Annotated in this window: 15 protein-coding genes and 4 pseudogenes; 13 read left to right on the top strand and 6 right to left on the bottom strand. The window is 71.1% G+C overall.

Annotated features, from left to right (window positions below; all coding sequences use genetic code 11):
* Together PV721_RS14085 and paaK are read right to left on the bottom strand one after the other, a co-directional pair.
* Positions 1–829 (bottom strand): YhjD/YihY/BrkB family envelope integrity protein (locus tag PV721_RS14085; protein ID WP_319723902.1); only part of this gene is annotated, 829 nt, incomplete at its 3' end.
* Between the two features lie 71 nt (positions 830–900).
* The gene (gene paaK / locus PV721_RS14080) at positions 901–2229 is read right to left on the bottom strand and encodes a phenylacetate--CoA ligase PaaK (protein ID WP_319723900.1); all 1329 of its coding nucleotides are present in this window, start codon (positions 2227–2229) and stop codon (positions 901–903) included.
* 107 nt (positions 2230–2336) lie between these two features.
* Here paaK and PV721_RS14075 point away from each other — a divergent pair.
* Positions 2337–3184: pseudogene (locus tag PV721_RS14075) on the top strand (alpha/beta fold hydrolase).
* An 89-nt stretch (positions 3185–3273) separates the two neighbouring features.
* Here PV721_RS14075 and PV721_RS14070 read toward each other — a convergent pair.
* Positions 3274–3724, bottom strand: a pseudogene (locus PV721_RS14070) (SAM-dependent methyltransferase); the annotation flags it as partial.
* A gap of 15 nt (positions 3725–3739) precedes the next feature.
* Complete coding sequence (locus PV721_RS14065; protein ID WP_319723897.1) at positions 3740–5377, bottom strand: acyl-CoA synthetase; 1638 nt, start codon at positions 5375–5377, stop codon at positions 3740–3742.
* 188 nt (positions 5378–5565) lie between these two features.
* Between PV721_RS14065 and PV721_RS14060 the strand changes: the two genes are divergently transcribed.
* The 5 genes and pseudogenes from PV721_RS14060 to PV721_RS14040 all read left to right on the top strand — a co-directional run.
* Positions 5566–6366 carry a crotonase/enoyl-CoA hydratase family protein gene (locus tag PV721_RS14060; protein ID WP_319723895.1) on the top strand — a complete coding sequence of 267 codons (801 nt, stop codon included), beginning with the start codon at positions 5566–5568 and terminating at the stop codon, positions 6364–6366.
* A gap of 190 nt (positions 6367–6556) precedes the next feature.
* Entirely contained in the window at positions 6557–7516 is a 960-nt protein-coding gene (locus tag PV721_RS14055) for a Zn-ribbon domain-containing OB-fold protein (RefSeq protein ID WP_319723893.1), read from the top strand.
* Positions 7516–8574 (top strand): thiolase domain-containing protein, encoded by a 1059-nt coding sequence (locus tag PV721_RS14050; RefSeq protein WP_319723892.1) that lies wholly within the window; start codon positions 7516–7518, stop codon positions 8572–8574. The genes PV721_RS14055 and PV721_RS14050 overlap by 1 nt, the downstream gene beginning before the upstream one ends.
* Positions 8571–9755, top strand: coding sequence for a thiolase domain-containing protein (locus PV721_RS14045; protein WP_319723890.1), 1185 nt, complete (start codon positions 8571–8573; stop codon positions 9753–9755). The genes PV721_RS14050 and PV721_RS14045 overlap by 4 nt, the downstream gene beginning before the upstream one ends.
* A gap of 25 nt (positions 9756–9780) precedes the next feature.
* Positions 9781–9957: pseudogene (locus PV721_RS14040) on the top strand (SpoIIE family protein phosphatase); the annotation flags it as partial.
* Positions 9958–10644: 687 nt separating this feature from the next.
* On the opposite strand, the pseudogene PV721_RS14035 reads toward PV721_RS14040, so the two are convergent.
* Positions 10645–11427, bottom strand: a pseudogene (locus PV721_RS14035) (PHP domain-containing protein); the annotation flags it as partial.
* A 236-nt stretch (positions 11428–11663) separates the two neighbouring features.
* Between PV721_RS14035 and PV721_RS14030 the strand changes: the two are divergent.
* The 7 genes from PV721_RS14030 (at position 11664) to PV721_RS14000 (ending at position 17550) form a co-directional block, all read left to right on the top strand.
* Positions 11664–12671, top strand: coding sequence for a glutathione S-transferase family protein (locus PV721_RS14030; protein ID WP_416371092.1), 1008 nt, complete (start codon positions 11664–11666; stop codon positions 12669–12671).
* Between the two features lie 204 nt (positions 12672–12875).
* A complete protein-coding gene (locus PV721_RS14025) occupies positions 12876–13502 on the top strand; it encodes a hypothetical protein (protein ID WP_319723886.1) in 627 nt (208 codons plus the stop codon).
* Between the two features lie 298 nt (positions 13503–13800).
* Positions 13801–14679 carry a heavy metal-binding domain-containing protein gene (locus tag PV721_RS14020; protein WP_319723884.1) on the top strand — a complete coding sequence of 293 codons (879 nt, stop codon included), beginning with the start codon at positions 13801–13803 and terminating at the stop codon, positions 14677–14679.
* 1 nt (position 14680) lies between these two features.
* Complete coding sequence (locus tag PV721_RS14015) at positions 14681–15544, top strand: heavy metal-binding domain-containing protein (protein WP_319723882.1); 864 nt, start codon at positions 14681–14683, stop codon at positions 15542–15544.
* Entirely contained in the window at positions 15537–15929 is a 393-nt protein-coding gene (locus PV721_RS14010; RefSeq protein WP_319723881.1) for a hypothetical protein, read from the top strand. The genes PV721_RS14015 and PV721_RS14010 overlap by 8 nt, the downstream gene beginning before the upstream one ends.
* A 250-nt stretch (positions 15930–16179) precedes the next feature.
* Entirely contained in the window at positions 16180–16587 is a 408-nt protein-coding gene (locus tag PV721_RS14005) for a DUF6188 family protein (RefSeq protein ID WP_319723879.1), read from the top strand.
* A 528-nt stretch (positions 16588–17115) separates the two neighbouring features.
* Positions 17116–17550 carry an SMI1/KNR4 family protein gene (locus tag PV721_RS14000; RefSeq protein ID WP_319723877.1) on the top strand — a complete coding sequence of 145 codons (435 nt, stop codon included), beginning with the start codon at positions 17116–17118 and terminating at the stop codon, positions 17548–17550.
* Positions 17551–17724: 174 nt separating this feature from the next.
* Here PV721_RS14000 and PV721_RS13995 read toward each other — a convergent pair whose 3' ends face one another.
* A complete protein-coding gene (locus tag PV721_RS13995; RefSeq protein WP_319723875.1) occupies positions 17725–18474 on the bottom strand; it encodes a transposase family protein in 750 nt (249 codons plus the stop codon).
* Between the last annotated feature and the right edge of the window lie 473 nt (positions 18475–18947).

Raw genomic sequence — 18947 nt, 5'->3', positions numbered from 1 at the left:
GGAAGGCCTCGGGGGGCAGGAGGCCGCTGCGGCGGAGGCGCCGCAGGGTGAAGTGTTCGTGGACGAGGCGGCCGACGAGTGCGCCGCCGTAGACCACGAAGCCGACGCCGACCAGCCAGGACTGGACGACCAGCAGCGTGCCGAAGGGGCCGTACGTCACCGCGTTGGACGCGATGAGCGGAGAGAACACCATCTGGGAGAAGACCCGCAGCCCCAGGAGGCCGAGGCTGGTCGCCACCGCCCCCGGCACCAGCGCCCGCCAGCGCACCCGGCCGCCGAGCAGCAGACGCTGGGAGGCGACGAAGAACAGGCAGGTCCCGAGGAGGTCGCCCGTCGTGCCGAAGACCGTGCCGATGGCGTCGTCCGAGGGCGCGGGAATCCCGACGAGCAGGGCGAGGTAGCAGACCAGCAGGGCGAGCCAGACGACGTGCCGCCACATGGTGTGCCAGCGGGCGGTCGGCAGGTCCCAGACCTTCTCGTACCCGGTCTGCACGGCCGAGCCGAAGGTCAGGCCGAACACGGCGAGTGCGGCCAGACCGAAGGCGGTGGTCCGCTGTAGCGCCAGGTCCGCGGCACTGAACAGCATCTCGACCCGGGCCCGCGAGGACGGAGCCACCCCGAGGGCCTGGCCGAGCCACCGGCCGAACCCGGAACCGCTGCCGGGCGCGGCGGCCGCGACCACCACCAGCAGCGGCACCAGGGTGAGGAACCCGAGGGCCGCGAAGCCCATCGCCCGGTGCATCAGCTCCATCTCCCGGCCCCGGCTCCAGGCCAGCCCGATGTGGGAGCCCTGGAGCCGGTCGTGGAGCTGCCGGAAGGTCGAGGTCACAGGTCATGCACTACCCGCGAGGTCGATCCCGCTCCCGGGAGCCGCCCGGAATTGGGCCCGAAGGGGTGGTTTCAGCCGCCCGGACGCATGTCCGCAACCGCCCCCTCACCGCGGAGGTCCACCAGCCGCTTGATCTTCCCCACCGAACGCTCCAGCGTCTCCGGGTCGACCACCTCGACCCGGAGCGATACCCCGATCCCCTCCTTGACGGCCCGGACCACCTGGGCGGCCGCGGCCTCCCGCTCCTCCGCGTCCGTCTCCCGGCGGGCCTCCACCCGTACCGTCAGGGCGTCCATCCGTCCCTCCCGCGTCAGCCGCAGCTGGAAGTGCGGAGCCAGGCCGGCCGTCCGCAGGAGTATCTCCTCTATCTGGGTCGGGTACAGGTTCACGCCACGCAGGATGATCATGTCGTCGCTGCGGCCTGTGATCTTCTCCATCCGGCGGAACGCGGGCCGTGCCGTGCCGGGCAGCAGCCGCGTCAGATCCCGGGTGCGGTAGCGGATGACGGGCATGGCCTCCTTGGTGAGCGAGGTGAACACCAGCTCGCCCTGCTCTCCCTCCGGCAGGACCGCGCCCGTCAGCGGATCGACCACCTCCGGGTAGAAGTGGTCCTCCCAGATGTGCAGGCCGTCCTTGTGCGAGGCGAATTCCTGAGCCACGCCCGGGCCCATGACCTCGGACAGGCCGTAGATGTCCACCGCGTCTATGCCGAGCCGCTCCTCGATCTCCCGGCGCATCTCCTCGGTCCACGGCTCCGCGCCGAAAATGCCGGTCCGGAGCGAGGTGGCGCGGGGATCGATGCCCTGGCGCTCCATCTCGTCGAGGAGGGTCAGCATGTAGGACGGGGTCACCATGATGACCTCCGGCCGGAAGTCCTCGATGAGCCGGACCTGGCGGTCCGTCATCCCGCCCGAGGCGGGCACGACCGTACAGCCGAGGCGCTCCGCACCGTAGTGCGCGCCGAGCCCGCCGGTGAACAGCCCGTAGCCGTAGGCGATGTGGACGATCTGGCCCGGCCGGCCGCCCGCGGCACGTATGGACCGCGCGACAACATCGGCCCAGGTGGAGAGGTCCCCGTCGGTGTACCCCACGACCGTGGGACGCCCGGTGGTGCCGCTGGAGGCGTGGATGCGGCGCACCTCGGAGCGGGGCACGGCGAACATCCCGAAGGGGTACTGGTCGCGCAGATCTGCCTTGGCGGTGAAGGGGAACTGGGCGAGATCGGCGAGCGAGCGGCAGTCGTCCGGATGGACGCCCGCCTTGTCGAAGGCCTGCCGGTAGAACGGCACCTTGTCGTAGGCGCGGTGCAGGGTCGCGCGCAGCCGCGTCAGCTGGAGGGCGGCCAGCTCGTCGCGGCTCAGCCGCTCGCCCTCGTCGTGGAGATCCGCGTGCAGCGCCATGCCGTCACCTCATCCTGAGTGAACCGAACGATCATTCGGTAGATTGCCAGGGCCGGGCCGGCTAAATCAATGACTCGAACGAGTGATCGTCTGTTGTGATGGCTCCCATGCCTACCTTCACCACCTACGACGGCACCGAACTCGCCTATCACCCGCACGGCGAGGGCGAACCGCTGATCTGCCTCCCTGGCGGCGCCATGCGGGCCTCCGAGTAGCTGGGCGACCTCGGCGGACTGGCCGCCGGCCGCCGTCTCATCCTGCTCGACCTGCGCGGTACGGGCGACTCCGCGATACCGGCCGACGAGTCGACGTACCGCGTCGACCACCAGGTCGCCGACGTCGAGGCGCTCCGGATCCACCTCGGCCTGGAGCGCATGGACCTCCTCGCGCACTCGGCCGGCGGCAACCTCGTCCAGCTCTACGCGGCCGCGCACCCGCAGCGGCTGCGCCGGACCGTCCTGGTCACCCCGACGGCGTGGGCGGTGGACCTCCCGGTCACCCCGGAGCAGCGACTGGAGGGGGCCCGGCTCCGCGCGGGAACCGAGTCGTACGACACGGCCATCGAGGCCTACGAGCGCATCCTCGCGGGCGACGGCCGTGGCGAAGCGGACTGGGACCTGGCCGCGCCGCTGTTCTACGGACGCTGGGACGAGACGGCCCGGGCTGCGCGGCGAACGGACGGCAGCAGAACGAGAAGGCCGTCGACGCCTACGCGGGCCCCGGCGCCTTCGACCCGCCCGCCACCCGGGAAGGCCTGCGGCGGCTCACGGGCGAGGTGCTGGTGCTGGCCGGGGAACTGGACGGGAACCCCCGTCCGGCGCTGGCCGGCCGGCTCGCCGCGCTGTTCCCTGCGGGATCGCTCGACGTCCAGTCCGGGGCCGGGCACTTCCCGTGGCTGGATGACGCCGCCTGGTTCGCGGCCAGGGTGGAGCGCTTCCTCACCTGCGGCACCTGACGGCGGCGAGCAGGCCGACCTGCGAGCCCGGCGAACTGCCCGTGGGCGGGCTGGACCGGGTCCCGCGCCCCGAGCTCGGTCAGCCGGCAGTCGTCCAGCTCGCGGCGCGTGCTGACGTGCCCGGAGACGGGGGTCCATCCGTCGGCCACGACGCGGTCCACGGCGTCGCCGGGTCGGTGAAGTCCCCGGGCGGCTCGATCTCCTCCGGGGCCGGGGTGCGGTCCCGTACCCCTTCACCGATCAGGACGCCGCCGCCTGGAGCCAGGTGCCTGCGGGCCGCCGCGAGCGTGGGGAGCAGAGCGCCGAAGGCGTGGAGAGCAGGCCGCCGAAGGCGTGCGGGGCCCCGATGCTCAGCACGAGGTCGAACGGCTGCGGCGGGACGAAGTCCTCGGCTGCCCACGGGTGGGGGACGAGGCGTTCCCGGAGGCCCGGCCGGCCCGCTGCCGCGCGGGCTGCCGAGCCGGCCCGCACGAGGGCGTCCTCGGCGACGTCGACGCCTTCGGCGTGCAGCCGCGGTCGCGTGGCCCGGGCGCGCAGGAGCCGTCCCCGCCGCCGCTACCCCTGGGGGGCCGCGTCCGCCTCCGTCGCCACCGCCTTCGCCCAGCGGTAGTCGGCCTTGCCGCTCGGGGAGCGCTGGATGGCGGGTGCGACGACGAGTTGGCGCGGGATCTTGTAGCCCGCCAGGCGGGTGCGGCAGTGGCTCTGGATCTCGTCCAGCGTCGGCACCGGCGAGCCCGCGCGGACCTGGACCACCGCGGCCACGTGGCTGCCCCACGTCGGATCCGGGACCCCGGCGACCAGGGCGTCGTACACGTCGGGGTGGGACTTCAGCGCCTGTTCCACCTCCTCCGGATACACCTTCTCGCCACCCGTGTTGATGCACTGCGAGCCCCGCCCGAGCACCGTGACGATGCCCTGCTCGTCGACCGTCGCCATGTCGCCGAGCAGCACCCAGCGCTCCGCGCCCTTCTGGAAGAAGGTCTCGGCGGTCTTGGCCGGGTCGTTGTAGTAGCCGAGCGGGACGTGCCCGCGCTGCGCGAGCCGCCCCGGCACGCCGACCGCGACCGGCTCGTGCGTCACCGGATCGACCACCTGCGTACGGTCGTTGACCACCAGGCGGAAGCCCTTCTCCGGGCCGGAGTCGTCCGCGGCCCGGCCGTTGGAGCCGGACTCGGACGACCCGAAGTTGTTCAGGAGGAGCACGTTCGGCACCAGCCGCTGGAACTCGGCGCGCACCGTCTCCGACATGATCGCCCCGGACGAGGACACGCTGAACAGCGAGGACAAGTCCGTGCCCCGGAGCGGGCCCTTCAGGGCGTCGATGAGCGGCCTGAGCATCGCGTCGCCGACCAGCGACACGCTGGAGACCTTCTCCTTCTCGATGGTGCGGAGCACCTCTTCGGGCGCGTACTTGCGGTGGATGACCACCCGCTGGCCGTAGTTGAAGGCGATGAACGAGGTCAGGGTCGACGTGCCGTGCATCAGCGGGGGAGCGGGGAAGAAGGTGAGCCCGGCGCCCTTCGACGCGACCCTTTCGGCCAGCTCCTCCGGCCGCTTCACCGGCTCGCCCGACGGCTCGCCGCCGAAGAGCCCGGCGAAGAAGAGGTCCTCCGCCCGCCACATGACGCCCTTGGGCATGCCCGTCGTGCCGCCGGTGTAGATGATGAACAGGTCGTCGGGGCTGCGCGGCGGGAAACCCCGCTCGGGCGAGCCGGCCGCCTCGGCTTCCTCGTACGCCACCGGCGCGATCGAGGGCTCCGGGGCGCCCCCCGGGGCGTCTCCGACCCGGATCAGGTGCCGGAGCTTCGTCGTCTGCGGCAGGGCGGCCGCGACCCGCTCGGTGAACTCGCCCTCGAAGACGAGCGCGGCGAGATCGGCGTCGTTGTAGAGGTAGACCAGCTCCTCCTCCACGTACCGGTAGTTGACGTTCACCGGGACCAGCCGGGCCTTCAGGCAGGCCAGCACGGTCTGCAGGTACTCGATCCCGTTGTAGAGGTGCAGCCCCAGGTGCTCGCCGGGCTTCAGGCCGCTGTCCAGCAGGTGGTGCGCGATCCGGTTCGCCGCCGCGTCCAGCTCCGCGTACGTGAGGCGGCGCTCGGCACCGGTCCCGGGGTGGTCCACGTAGACGAGGGCCTCACGGTCCGGGACCACGTCCACGACCGACTCGAACAGGTCGGCAAGGTTGTACTCCACCGTTCCTCCTGACCCCGAACGTTCCCGACGACTGGCCCCGTGGCTGGTCTGCTCGGCGGTCATTAGAGCGCCGGAGCCGGCAACTGGGAAGGGCGCCGCCCAAGAAATCTGACTGAGTGTCAGAAAACTATTGAACTGCACCCGCCCCTACTGCAACCTGTTCTAGGTCTTGAGACGGGAGGACGGCAATGGGTGGGACAGAACACCTGACCGTGGAACGGCACGGCGCCACGCTGGTGCTCACCATGAACAGGCCCGAGGCGAAGAACGCGCTCTCGCTGCCGCTGCTGGTGGGCCTGTACGACGGCTGGCTGGAGGCGGACGCCGACGACACGATCCGCTCGGTGGTCCTGACCGGCGCCGGCGGGGACTTCTGCGCCGGCATGGACCTCAAGGCGCTGGCCGGGAAGGGGATGGCGGGCGACCAGTACCGGGACCGCCTCAAGGCCGATCCCGACCTGCACTGGAAGGCGATGCTCCGTCACCACCGGCCGCGCAAGCCGGTGGTCGCGGCGGTGGAAGGCTACTGCGTGGCGGGCGGGACGGAGATCCTGCAGGGCACCGACATCCGGGTGGCGGGCGAAGGAGCCACCTTCGGGCTCTTCGAGGTCAAGCGGGGGCTGTTCCCGATCGGCGGCTCCACGGTGCGGCTGCCGCGCCAGATCCCGCGCACGCACGCCCTCGAGATGCTGCTGACCGGTCGGCCGTACTCCGCGGAGGAGGCGGCTCGGATCGGGCTCGTCGGGCGCGTGGTGCCGGACGGCACGGCACTGGAGGCGGCGCTGGAGACCGCGGAGCGGATCAACGCGTGCGGGCCGCTGGCCGTGGAGGCGGTGAAGGCGTCGGTCTACGAGACGGCCGGGATGACGGAGACGGAGGGGCTGGCCTCGGAGCTGCTGCGGGGGTGGCCGATCTTCGACACGGCGGACGCGAAGGAGGGGGCGCGGGCCTTCGCGGAGAAGCGGCCCGCGCTGTACCGGCGGGAGTAGCCGCCCGTCGCGCCCGCCAGGGCTCCGCCGCGTACCCCGGCGCCTCGAACGCCGGCGGGGCCGGGATGTGCCGGCGGTGCTCAAAGACCGGGGCTCCAGCCCCCGGACCCCGCGCCTCGAGCGCCGGCGAGGCAGGATGCGCCGGCGGGGCTGCGGGAGCCATTCGCAATCAACACATCGGAGAGCCACCATGACAGCTGCCTCCCCACCGGAGGTGCTCCGCGCGCCCCTGGTCGTCGAGTTTCCGTTCACCCGGTCCCTCGGCCCCGTCCAGAGCGCCTTCCTCACCGGCCTGCGCGAAGGCGTCGTCCTCGGGGTGAAGACGGCCGACGGGAAGGTGATGGTCCCTCCCGTCGAGTACGACCCCGTCACCGCCGAGGAAATCCGCGAGCTCGTCGAGGTCGCCGCCACCGGCACCGTCACCACCTGGGCGTGGAACGGCCGGCCCCGCCCCCACCAGCCCCTGGACACCCCCTTCGCCTGGGTGCTGGTCAAGCTCGACGGTGCGGACACCGCCCTCCTGCACGCCCTCGACGCACCCGGCCCCGAGGCCGTGCACACCGGCATGCGGGTGCGCGTCCGCTGGGCCGCCGAGCGCACCGGCGCCATCACCGACATCGCCTGCTTCGAACCGTACGAGGGCCCGGCGGGCGGCGAGGCCGCCCCGCACGACGGGGACTTCACCGGCGCCGTCACCGGCATCGTCGCGCAGGCCCGCCTGGACTACGTCTACAGCCCGGGCCGCGCCCAGACCGCCTACATCAACGCCCTCTCCGAGCGGAAGACGGTCGGCGAGCGCTGCCCCTCCTGCCACAAGGTGTACGTCCCTCCGCGCGGCGCCTGCCCCACCTGCGGCGTGGCCACCACCGACCAGGTGGAGGTCGGCCCCGCGGGCACGGTCACCACGTACTGCATCGTCAACATCAAGGCCAAGAACCTCGACATCGAGGTCCCGTACGTCTACGCCCACATCGCCCTCGACGGCGCCGGCCTCGCCCTCCACGGCCGGATCGGCGGCATCCCGTACGACCAGGTGCGCATGGGCCTGCGGGTCGAGCCCGTGTGGACCGAGGGCGGCCGCTACCCCGACCACTACCGCCCCACCGGCGAGCCGGACGCGGACTACGACGCGTACAAGGAGCTCATCTGATGGCCCGACACGCCCGTGAGGTCGCGGTGGTCGCCTTCGCGCAGAGCGCCCACCTGCGCCGCACCGACGAGCTCAGCGAAGTCGAAATGGTCATGCCGGTCCTGCACCAGGTACTGGCGGCGACCGGCCTGAAGGCCGGGGAGATCGGCTTCACCTGCTCCGGCTCCAGCGACTACCTGGCCGGCCGGGCCTTCTCCTTCACCATGACCCTCGACGGGGTCGGCGCCTGGCCGCCGATCTCCGAGTCGCACGTGGAGATGGACGGCGCCTGGGCCCTCTACGAGGCCTGGGTCAAGATCCAGACCGGCGAGGCCGACACCGCGCTCGTCTACTCGTACGGAAAGTCCTCGCCCGGCTCGGTACGGGACGTCCTGACCCGGCAGCTCGACCCGTACTACGTGGCGCCCCTCTGGCCCGACTCGGTGGCCCTCGCCGCCCTCCAGGCCCAGGCCCTCATCGACGCGGGGCAGACCGACGAGCCCGCCCTGGCCGCCATCGGAGCGCGCAGCCGGGCCGCCGCCGGGACCAACCCGCACGCCCAGCTGAGCGGTTCGGTCCCACAAGGCGACTACCAGGTCCGGCCGCTGCGCACCGGGGACTGCCCGCCCGTCGGAGACGGCGTGGCCGCCGTGATCCTGGCGGCCGGCGACCTGGCCCGGCAGCTGTGCGAACGCCCGGCTTGGATCACCGGCATCGACCACCGCATCGAGGCGCACAGCCTCGGCCTGCGCGACCTCACCGACTCCCCGTCCACCCGGATCGCCGCCGAACACGCGGGCGTCTTCGAGGCGCCGGTGGACACGGCGGAACTGCACGCGCCGTTCTCCTCCCAGGAAGTGGTGCTCCGCAAGGCACTCGGGCTCGGGGACGGCGTGAGCGTCAACCCCTCCGGCGGAGCGCTCGCGGCCAACCCGGTCATGGCCGCCGGCCTGATCCGCATCGGCGAGGCGGCCGCCCGCATCCACCGCGGCGAGTCCGACCGGGCCGTCGCCCACGCCACCTCCGGCCCCTGCCTGCAGCAGAACCTGGTCGCCGTCCTGGAAGGGGACCGAGCATGAGCGCAACCGGCAGGTCCGGCAAGGAACCGGTCGCCGTCGTCGGCATCGGCCAGACCAAGCACGTGGCCGCCCGCCACGACGTATCCATCGCCGGACTGGTCCGCGAGGCGGCGGCGCGCGCACTCGCCGACGCCGAGCTGACCTGGGCGGACATCGACGCCGTCGTCATCGGCAAGGCCCCCGACTTCTTCGAGGGGGTGATGATGCCGGAGCTGTACCTGGCCGACGCGCTCGGCGCGGTCGGCAAGCCGATGCTGCGCGTGCACACGGCCGGTTCGGTCGGCGGGTCCACCGCCCTCGTCGCCTCCAACCTCGTGGCGGCGCGCGTCCACCGGACCGTCCTCACCCTCGCCTTCGAGAAGCAGTCCGAGTCGAACGCCATGTGGGGGCTCTCCCTCCCCGTCCCCTTCCAGCAGCCGCTGCTGGCGGGTGCGGGCGGGTTCTTCGCCCCGCACGTGCGCGCGTACATGCGGCGCACCGGCGCGCCCGACACGGTGGGCTCGCTGGTCGCCTACAAGGACCGGCGCAACGCCCTGAAGAACCCCTACGCGCACCTCCACGAGCACGACATCACCCTGGAGAAGGTCCTGGCCTCGCCGATGCTGTGGGACCCGATCCGGTACTCCGAGACCTGCCCCTCCTCGGACGGCGCCTGCGCGATGGTCCTCACCGACCGGGCGGGCGCGGCCCGTGCGCCGAAGCCGGCCGCCTGGGTGCACGGCGGGGCGATGCGCAGCGAGCCGACCCTCTTCGCGGGCAAGGACTTCGTCTCGCCGCAGGCCGGCAAGGACTGCGCGGCCGACGTCTACCGCCAGGCCGGGATCACGGATCCGCGCCGGGAGATCGACGCGGTGGAGATGTACGTGCCCTTTTCCTGGTACGAGCCGATGTGGCTGGAGAACCTCGGGTTCGCGGCGGAGGGCGAGGGCTGGAAGCTCACCGAGGCGGGGGTCACCGAACTCGACGGGGACCTTCCGGTCAATCCCTCCGGCGGGGTCCTGTCCACCAACCCGATCGGCGCCTCCGGGATGATCCGCTTCGCGGAAGCCGCCCTCCAAGTCCGCGGCCAGGCCGGGGAACACCAGGTTCCGGGAGCTCGGCGGGCCCTGGGCCACGCGTACGGCGGCGGCGCGCAGTTCTTCGCGATGTGGCTGGTGGGGGCCGAGGAGCCCACGTCCTGACGACGGACCCGGGTCGGCGACGGAGGACGGACTCATCGAGCGCCGCCACGAAGACATCGACACCGGCCTCCACCGGCTCGCCGACTCCCTCACCCGTCACCGCACCGCCGACCCCGGCCAGCGCGCCGACGCCCTCCTGAGGGACCTGATCCCGCCCGCTGGCGTCACCGACGACACCGCCCTGGCCATCCTCCGCCTCTGAGGACACAGCGGCCGACAAGGTCGGCGCTCGTACAGGTCGTGCCCAGTGCGGGCAGTCCCGCAGCAGTCGTCATCCGGCGCGCTCACCGTCTGCCGCATCCACAGGGGCGCCGGCCGGCTTCCTGCGGGCCGGACAGACATGGCCCAGCCTCTCCGACCAGCACAGCAACCATGACTCCGTTCCGCAGGGAGAGCTACTCCTGACGGCGGACGACCAGCTCTACATCTCCGGAGCTCCGGAAGATCGTCACCCTGGACAAAAGAGGAGACGAACACCATCTGGAACGAGGAGGTCGTCCCCGAGCTGCCCCCGGACGCGGCCGCGGCGTTGAAGAAGCGCATCGAGCCCTTCTCCGTTCCGGCGATGCTCGACGCCCGCAAGGGCAAGATGTTCACCGACTTCTGGTCTCCCGCCGGACTCATCGAGTCGATGGACATCACGAACCTCGTCGGCCGCATCAAGGCGCCCACTCTGCTCGTGCCGCTGCGGACGGCGCCGCCGCCCGCGCCGCCGTTGTCTGCGGCGCCGCCCTTGACGGTGACGGTCCCACCGGTGCTGTGGAGGGTGGCCACAGCCTCCCGGATCCTGGCCGACATCTTCCGCCCCACCCGCATTGCTCCCTGCGCGTTAGGTGGTTCACGCTCGGCCGCTTCTGCTGGTCAGCAGCCGCCCGAGCGGCCAGGTCCAGTTGATCTCCACCGCGGTACCGGCCTCTGCGCACGCGGCGAACACGGCCTCGGCGTCGAAGCGGGACTCCGGGCGCCCCCGACCCGTGATGATCCGCCCTGTGCAGTGCCCCAGGACGTCGACGTGCCGGTTGCGCACCGCAGCCAGCAGGCGGGCGGTCATGGGCTCGGGTTCCGATCGGAGCTTGGAGTGCACGGATGCCACGACGATGTCGAGACGGCCGAGCAGGTCTTCGTCCTGGTCGAGCGAGCCGTCCTCGAGGATGTCGCACTCGATGCCGGTGAGCAGCCGAAAGTCTGGGCCCATCCTGGAATTCATGGCGGCCACGGCCTGTAGTTGGCGTTTGAGCCGATCCGGGCTCAGGCCATGGGCGATCGTCAGCCGCGGCGAATGATCCGTCAGAACGGCCCATTGGTGGCCCAGGGCGCGGGCCGCCTCGGCCATGTCCTCGAGCGGGCTGCCGCCGTCCGACCAGTCGGAGTGCAGGTGGCAGTCCCCGGTGCTCGCAGCCGCCAGGTCCCAGCCGGCTTGGGCGCCCGGGCCGGCTTCGGCCTGCAGGCGGGCGAGGTAGCTCGGTACCGCTCCGGTGGATGCCTGGGAGATCACCTCGGCGGTGACCGGGCCCACGCCGCGCAGTCGTCTGGCCTGGGCGGCGTCCACCGGGCCCGGTTGCAGGTCGCGGGCGGCGTCGGCTGCCGTGTGGAAGGCCCGCACCCGGTACGGGGACGCGCCGCGCCATTCGAGGAGGAAGGCGATCCGACGCAGAGCTTCGTTCGGATCCATGCCTCCAGTGTCAGCCCGCCGTCGGGGAGCGCACGCAGGGGCCCTGGCGCGTGCCGGTTGCCCGACCGTTCGGGCGGGGTGACCGGAGCCGGACACGGCGGCGGCCCGTGCTTGCCATTGCACGTCCGCCCCGGCGGGCTACGGCACGCACATCCACGCGACCGCCGCGACACCGCAGCGCATCTCTGAGTGGCGTCCGCCGCTTGCGGCCCCCGTTTTCGGGTATCTGCGAGGGCGTGAGCTACGTGAACCGTGGCAAGGAGTACACCCGCGACAGCCAGTACATCACCACCCGCATCACGGCAGACGGGCGTGACGGGTTCCCCGTGGAGCCGGGCCGCTACCGACTGGTGATCAGCCGTGCCTGTCCGTGGGCGAGCCGGACGGTGATCGTACGCCGGCTCCTGGGGCTGGAGAACGCCCTTGGCATGGCCGTCGCCGGGCCGGAGCACGACGAGCGCAGCTGGTCCTTCCACCTCGACCCGGGCGGCCGCGACCCGGTACTGGGCATCGAACGGCTGCGCGACGCCTATCTCGCTCGCGATCCCGGCTACGACCGTGGCATCACGGTGCCGGCGATCGTGGACGTACCGTCGGGCGAGGTGGTGACCAACGATTTCGCGCAGATCACAATCGATATGTCGCTGGAGTGGGGGCCCTACCATCGGGCCCGGGCGCCCGATCTCTACCCGGCCGCTCTGCAGCGGGAGATCGACGCGGTGAACAGCCTGGTCTACGAGGACGTGAACAACGGCGTCTACCGGGCCGGGTTCGCCGGGTCACAGGAGGCGTACACCTCGGCCTACGAGCGCCTCTTCGCGCGGCTGGACTGGCTCTCGCAACGGCTTGGGGGATCCCGGTACCTCGTCGGCGACACGATCACCGAAGCCGACGTGCGCCTGTTCACCACGCTGGTCCGCTTCGACGCCGTCTACCACGGCCACTTCAAGTGCAACCGGCACAAGCTGAGCGAGATGCCCGTGTTGTGGGCGTACGCGCGGGACCTGTTCCAGACACCCGGCTTCGGCGACACCGTCGACTTCGACCACATCAAGCGGCACTACTACCTGGTGCACGACGACATCAACCCCACCGGCATCGTGCCGGGCGGCCCGGACCTGTCGGGTTGGCTGGAGCCGCACCGCCGGGCGGCGCTCGGCGGACGGCCGTTCGGCGACGGCACCCCGCCCGGGCCGGTGGCCCCCGGCGAGGAGGTACCGGCGGGCCACACCGCGGCCGTCTGAGCCGGGAGCCCCCGGCGGGCTCGTCCTGCGGACGCACTGCCACATCGATCCAGGTCCACAGAAGTTGAGCCGGACTGGTCGTCTGGGATGCCGAGGCGGGCCGGTTGTCGTTCGAGGCGTTGCAGCGCCGGGCCGCCACCCGGGCTCGCGGCGCCGCCGGCCCTCGCCGCCCGGTGGCCGGCCTACTTCGTCGCCTTCGACCTCTTGCAGCAGGACGACGGCCAGGAGCTTTTGACGCGCCCGTACGCCGAGCGGCGCGCCCTGCTGGAAGGGCTGTTCTCCGAGCACGCCCTGACGGCCCCGTGGACGTGGTGCCCGATGACGACGGACCTGGCCAAGGCACGGGAGTGGCTTGAGTCCTGGACGGACGTGTCCGGCGTCGAAGGCATCCAGATCAAGAGCATGTCCCAGCGCTGCCTGCCCGGATACCGCGGCTGGACCAAGGTCAGAAGACGCGACACCACCGAAGCGATCATCGGCGCGATCACCGGCACCCTGACCCGCCCGCAACTTCTCGTCCTCGGCCGCCGCGACCAGGACCGCCGGCTGCGCGCGGTCGGCCGCACCGTACCGCTGCGCCCGGACACCGCTCGGCAGGTCGCCGAGCACCTCACCGCGGCCGCGCCCGGGCATCCGTGGGAGGGCGTGCGCTTCTCGGCGACGTGGGGGAGCCGCGACGTCCTCGACACCACCCTCGTCCGCCCCGCCCTGGTCGCCGAGGTCAGCGCGGATCGCGCCATCGACCACGGCGGCGTCTACCGCCACCCGCTGCGCCTGGACGCGGCGGAGGTGCGCAGGTTCGGTCAGGGAACTGCTGCCGCTGCGGGCTGAGCACCGGTTCGATGGCCTGCGCAGAGCCCGCTCACCCGCGCCTACGGTTCCGGAGACCCCCCAACGCCATGGACCGGCAAGCCTGGATGGTGCCTGTGTTCCGAGTTGCGCGAGGTGGTTGCGATCGGTGAGGGTGTCGGGCTGCTTGGGCCCGAGGACGCGTTCGCGGTGGGCGAGGTCTTGCTGGTGGAGGTCGGCAGCTTCATCTCCGTTTCGCTCATCCGGCCGATGACATACGCTGCCGAAAAGGGCGACGCGATCCGCGCGGTCAGCCGAGAGGCCGATGGCACAGGAGCCGATGACACACCAACGAGACGCCGGTCTGCCGGGGGGCGCTGCCGGTGGGGCGGCAAAGCCCCGGGCCGGCGGTACCTGGGACTCGGCGCTGTCGGTCGAGGAGTTCGCGGCGGTCAAGGGCGTTGGGTTCGAGCCGGTCGGGCAGGTGCTCGGTACGGCCGTCTTCACCATCGGGTACACCGGCCTCTGGGGCTGCCCGGGTGCGTGGTCGGTCACCGGCGGCAAGAAGGTGCCGTCCTCGGCGTGGGCTTCGTCCTTCTCGCAGTTGGTGAGGACGATGTACGAGGCGCGCAGGGTGGCGCTGGCCCGCGCGGTGGCCGAGTGCCGTGCGCTCGGCGGCGACGGGATCGTCGGGATGGAGCTGCGGGTCCGCGAGGTCGAGTTCTCGGAGGACGGGCTGGAGTTCACCGCGCTGGGCACCGCGGTGCGGGCCCGCTCGCGCGTCCGGCCGCGCGTGCCCTTCACCTCGCACCTGAGCGGTCAGGACTTCGCCAAGCTCCTGTACGCCGGGTGGGTTCCCACCGGACTCGCCTTCGGCATCGCCCTCGACGCCCGGCACGACGACTGGCGCACCTCCCGCCGGATCCACTGGACCGCCGGGAACCAGGAGGTCGACGGCTACACCCAGCTGATCAACCACGTCCGCCAGGACGCCCGGAAACAGCTGGCCCTCGATGCCGCGAAGCACGGTGCCGACGGAGTGGTGGTGGACGACGTGGAGTTGAGGGTGCGCGAGAGCGAGTGCCCCAGCTTCGGGTACGCGCGCGACTTCAGCGCGGAGGCGGTCTTCGTCGGCACCTCCATCGCCCGGTTCGGCCGCTCCGGGCGGCCCGCCGGGCCCAGGCCACTGACCATCATGAGACTGGAGCGCGAGGGCTGACATGGCCGAGACAACGGGGCGGGAAGCGGCCGGGGGAGTCGCGCAGCCGGCTGCCGAGGGAATACCCGAGGGAGCGATGCGGCGGCTCGCGCAGCTCCAGCCGGGGGCGAAGGGCTCGTTCTTCACCTCGGACCTGACGGTGAACGAGTTCCTGCTGGTGCGCGAGGCCGGCTTCCGCCCGCTCGGCCTGGTCCTCGGCTCGTCGGTCTACCACGTCGGCGTGCAGCTCGGCAGGTGGTCGAAGAACCAGGAGCTGACCAAGCTGTCCCAGGCCATGTACCACGCGCGCGATCTGGCGATGAGCCGGATGGAGGCCGAGGCGAGCGCTCTGGGGGCGGACGGGGTCGTGGGGGTGCGGCTGGACATCGAGTTCAAGGAGTTCGGCTCGGACATCGCCGAGTTCATCGCGGTCGGCACGGCGGTGAAGGCGGACGGTGCGGACCCGGGACCGGGCGGCACCTGGCTCAACAACAAGGGCAGGCCGTTCACCTCGGACCTGTCCGGCCAGGACTTCTGGACGCTGATCCGGGCCGGATACGCGCCGTTGGACATGGTCATGGGGTCGTGCGTGTACCACGTGGCGCACCAGCGATTCGCCCAAGCGCTGAGCACCACGGGCCGCAACGTCGAGATCGAGACGTTCACCCAGGCGCTCTACGACGCGCGCGAGCTGGCGATGAGCCGCATGCAGGCGGAGGGGAAGGCCCTGGACGCCGAGGGGATCGTGGCGGTCCAGCTGAGGCAGCACTCGCACAGCTGGGGATCGCACACCACCGAGTTCTTCGCCATCGGGACCGCGGTGCGCCCGCTGCGCGACGACCACGTCATCGACCGGCCGACCATGGTGCTGGGCCTCGATGCCTGAGCGGGAAGTGGAACTGCTGGCCGCGGCGCTGCGCCGGGACAGCGCGGACCTGAACCTCTACGTCAACGTGCTGTCTGCGAACCTGGCGGACTCGCTGCCGCCCGGCGCCGTACGGGTCAAGCGCAGGCGTTCCCTCGCGGAACGGGTGGCCGGGCGCGAGGGTTCGGTCGCCGCACTGGACGTCGCGCTCGGGGCGCAGCGGCTCTTGCTGCGGATGGACCGGGGCCGGGTGGCCGGGGAGATCCGCCACGAGGTACGGGGCATCGTGCTCTCGCGGCGCCCCGTGGGCCTGGACGAGTGGATCGATGCCCTCGCCCGGTCCCTGGCCGACGCTGCGGCCTCGAACGCTCGCGCCCGCGAGGCCGTCGAGCGCTTCCTGGCCTGACCGCTGCCGTCCCGGGCCCGCCGCCCCCCGGACCCGTGGTCCAAGCGATAGGCCGTGTTTTAGCAGTTGTTGGTGCGCTGGGTGGGCCGTCCGGGAAAGTCAAGGCTCAGGGTGGCTGGCGAGGAATCGGAACCAACAGGAACCCCGATATGCTCATCGGTACCAGGACCGGCGACGTGTACCCGAAGGTGCCCGACGGGTCGCCGGGGGAGAGCATCGGGAACATCTTCGACCACTTGCCGGGAAAACCGTGATTGAGGAATATGAGGGCCGCTGGCTCATCGGCCTGCGGGGCAGCACTGTCTCGGCGTTCTCCCGGGCCTCGGACGGGCAGGGCCTCACCGTGGTTTTCGCAGACGAAGTGGTACTGGAAATCTCCGGCCCGGTCCTCCTGACCTACGGGCCGGTGACCGCCCCGGATGCGGTGGTGCTCACCGATGAAAACGTTCCGGATCTCGTCGGTGCCACTGCCCGGTCGGTGGTCGTGTTCACCTCCGGCTCGCTTCGTGTGGTGTTCAGTACCGGTCATCACCTGAATGTCCGGGGCGCCGATTCCGGGGTGACGGTACGCATGGAGAAGCCAGACGTATTTCACTGGTCGTCTCGCCAGGGAATCGGAACCATGAAGACCTTCCGGTCGCAGGACTCCACGCGCTAAGTGCCGCTGAATCCGCCGGACGGACACGGATGCCCCGCCCGGAAGACGGGCGGGGCATCCGCGTTCCGCGAGGTACGGGGCGCGTGGCGGCCTCAACAGCGGCGCGACCCCGGCGTCACGCCGCCGACCGGTCCAGCCCGGGGGCGGCCAACGTACGGAGCCTGTCCGCGGTGAGCTCGGCGCGTGGCGGACGCGGTCGACACGGAAGTGACGAGCATCCGCGTCCTTCGCGAAGAGTGAGCGTTTTCAGCTTCGCCACTCCAGGGTGACGCCGCGGCCCTCGCTTGAGCCTGGAAGCTCCTCGGCTGGGCCCGCCGGGCACGGTGGATTGTCTGTGAAAAGTCGCGGGCGGTCACTTCGCTGAGGGGCCGGTCCTGCGATTCGGGGCGGAAGGTGATTGTGGGGAGGGATGGAACGCATGCTCGAAGTACCATCCCTGCAAGGTTCTCCGGCCGGTACTTCCCAACCTCCGCAGTGGCGTAGTCGGACGGAGACATCCCTGTAGAAGAGGACAGAGGGCATAGGGCGATGAGTGTGGCTGAGAGTTGGTCGCGTGTGATGAGCCTTCTTCGAGAGCACGCGCCGGCCGATCACGCGGATCTGCCGGGGCCCGCTACGGAGCAGATGCTCACGGCAGCCGAGGAACGGATGGGGATCTCCCTTCATGGGGACCTGCGGACGTGGCTGTTGCAGAACAATCTGGATCTGCCGGAGGAAGACGTCGACGACGACGTGATGTGCTGCGGCTTCGACGGGTTCCCCGACGAGGGAAGCTTCTTTCTGGGCATCCGGGCGATGGAGAGGCTCTACGCGAATCATCCCTTGTCCGGTGGGAGCGAATGGCGCGAGGAGTGGATCCCGTTCCTGTCGGACCGGGACGGCTGGATGGGAAAGTTCATCGACGCGAGGGACGGACGTATCGGCAGATGGTTCGTGGGTGCGCCCACGGTCACCGGCGAGTAAGCGTCACTGGCTCACTACTTCGACTCCGTGGCGGAGATGCTGACGAGGATCGGCGCGGGGGACTATCCGGTCTGTTCCGTTGCCGAAGGGCGACTTGTCTGGTCGTGAGACGGTTCCCAACTGGATGACGGTCATTGCCAATCCGTCCTCACCCTGGAACCGCAATGAGATGCATCAGCGTCGACGTTCCAGGGTGAGGATGGCTGCGGCGATGACGGTCATGCGGTTGGGGCTGCAGCGGGCCCGGCGCAGGATCTGCCAGGACTTGAGTCGCGCGATGCTTCGTTCGACCGGTGCTCGTGCCGCTGACAGGGCTCGGTTGATCGTCTGCTGGGTTGTGGTGAGGTCCTGGCCGGGAAGCCGTCTGATGGGCGTGGTCACCCAGGGGCCGGCCCCGATGTAGGCGCGGTCGGCGAGCACGGGGACGCCCTGGCGTTCGCAGATCCGGATGATGCGGTGGGTGCGGGCCGCGGTCAGGACATGGGTGCGGCCGGGCAGCACGGGTGAGATCCACAGCAGGTTGCCGGTGGGATCGGCCACGACCTGCACGTTCACGCCGTGACGGCGGTGCTTCTGGGAGAAGTCGGCCCGGCTGTCGCCGACCCGGTCGCACTCGGCGAGCGTCCCGTCGAGCAGGACGTGATCAGGATCCGTCTCGCGCAGGACCCGCAGCAGACCGGGTGCCCGGCGGGACAGGTGGTTGACGACGGCCGTGACGTAGGCGTGGGCGGTCCCGACGGATATGCCGAAGCCGGCGGCGATCTGCGCGAGCGTCTCGTGCCGGCGCAGGTAGACCAGGCCGACGAGGGCGCGCTGGTGGGGCGGGAGCTTGCAGCGTCGGTCACCCTCACGGGTGACGATGAGCATCGATACCCACTCGACCAGAGCGTGCGGCAGGTCGAGGGCGGCAGGACGGGGGACCAACGAGGTTCCTGTGTTGATGAGTTGAGACGTCAAGCACTTCTCTCAACGGCACGGGAGCCTCGTGCGTTGCGGGACGCTGGCCCGTCACCCGATCAGTGGCCACTCTGAAAGAGCTCAGTGACCGCGGCAGCCCCCGTTCCACCCAGACGGACGGCGCGTGCCTGGTCCTTCTCCAGGGGGTGTGACAGTGCTCGACGTGCTGCGCAGCACGGATGTCGAAGCCCACGGAGCGCGTGGGCAGCGGCCCACTTCTCGGGTGGTCCTCACTCGACTGAGGGGAACTGGCATGGGCAAGAAGAACAAGATCAAGAAAAAGATCAAGGAATGCGACCTTACGGCGATAGCCGGTCAGTAGTCCCGGCTCAGATCCAGCGCGAGGCGAAGCAATACGGGGCGGAACGACTGGACCGACTGGAGGCCGCGCCACCCCCGGAGAGGGTTGCACCGAGCGGGGGCCGAGCCGTTGGCTGGAC

The sequence above is a fragment of the Streptomyces sp. MB09-01 genome (genome assembly GCF_033794505.1).
Taxonomy (GTDB): Bacteria; Actinomycetota; Actinomycetes; order Streptomycetales; family Streptomycetaceae; genus Streptomyces.
Note: the sequence above shows the minus strand (reverse complement) of the source record. Positions and strands in the feature narration are given on the sequence as shown.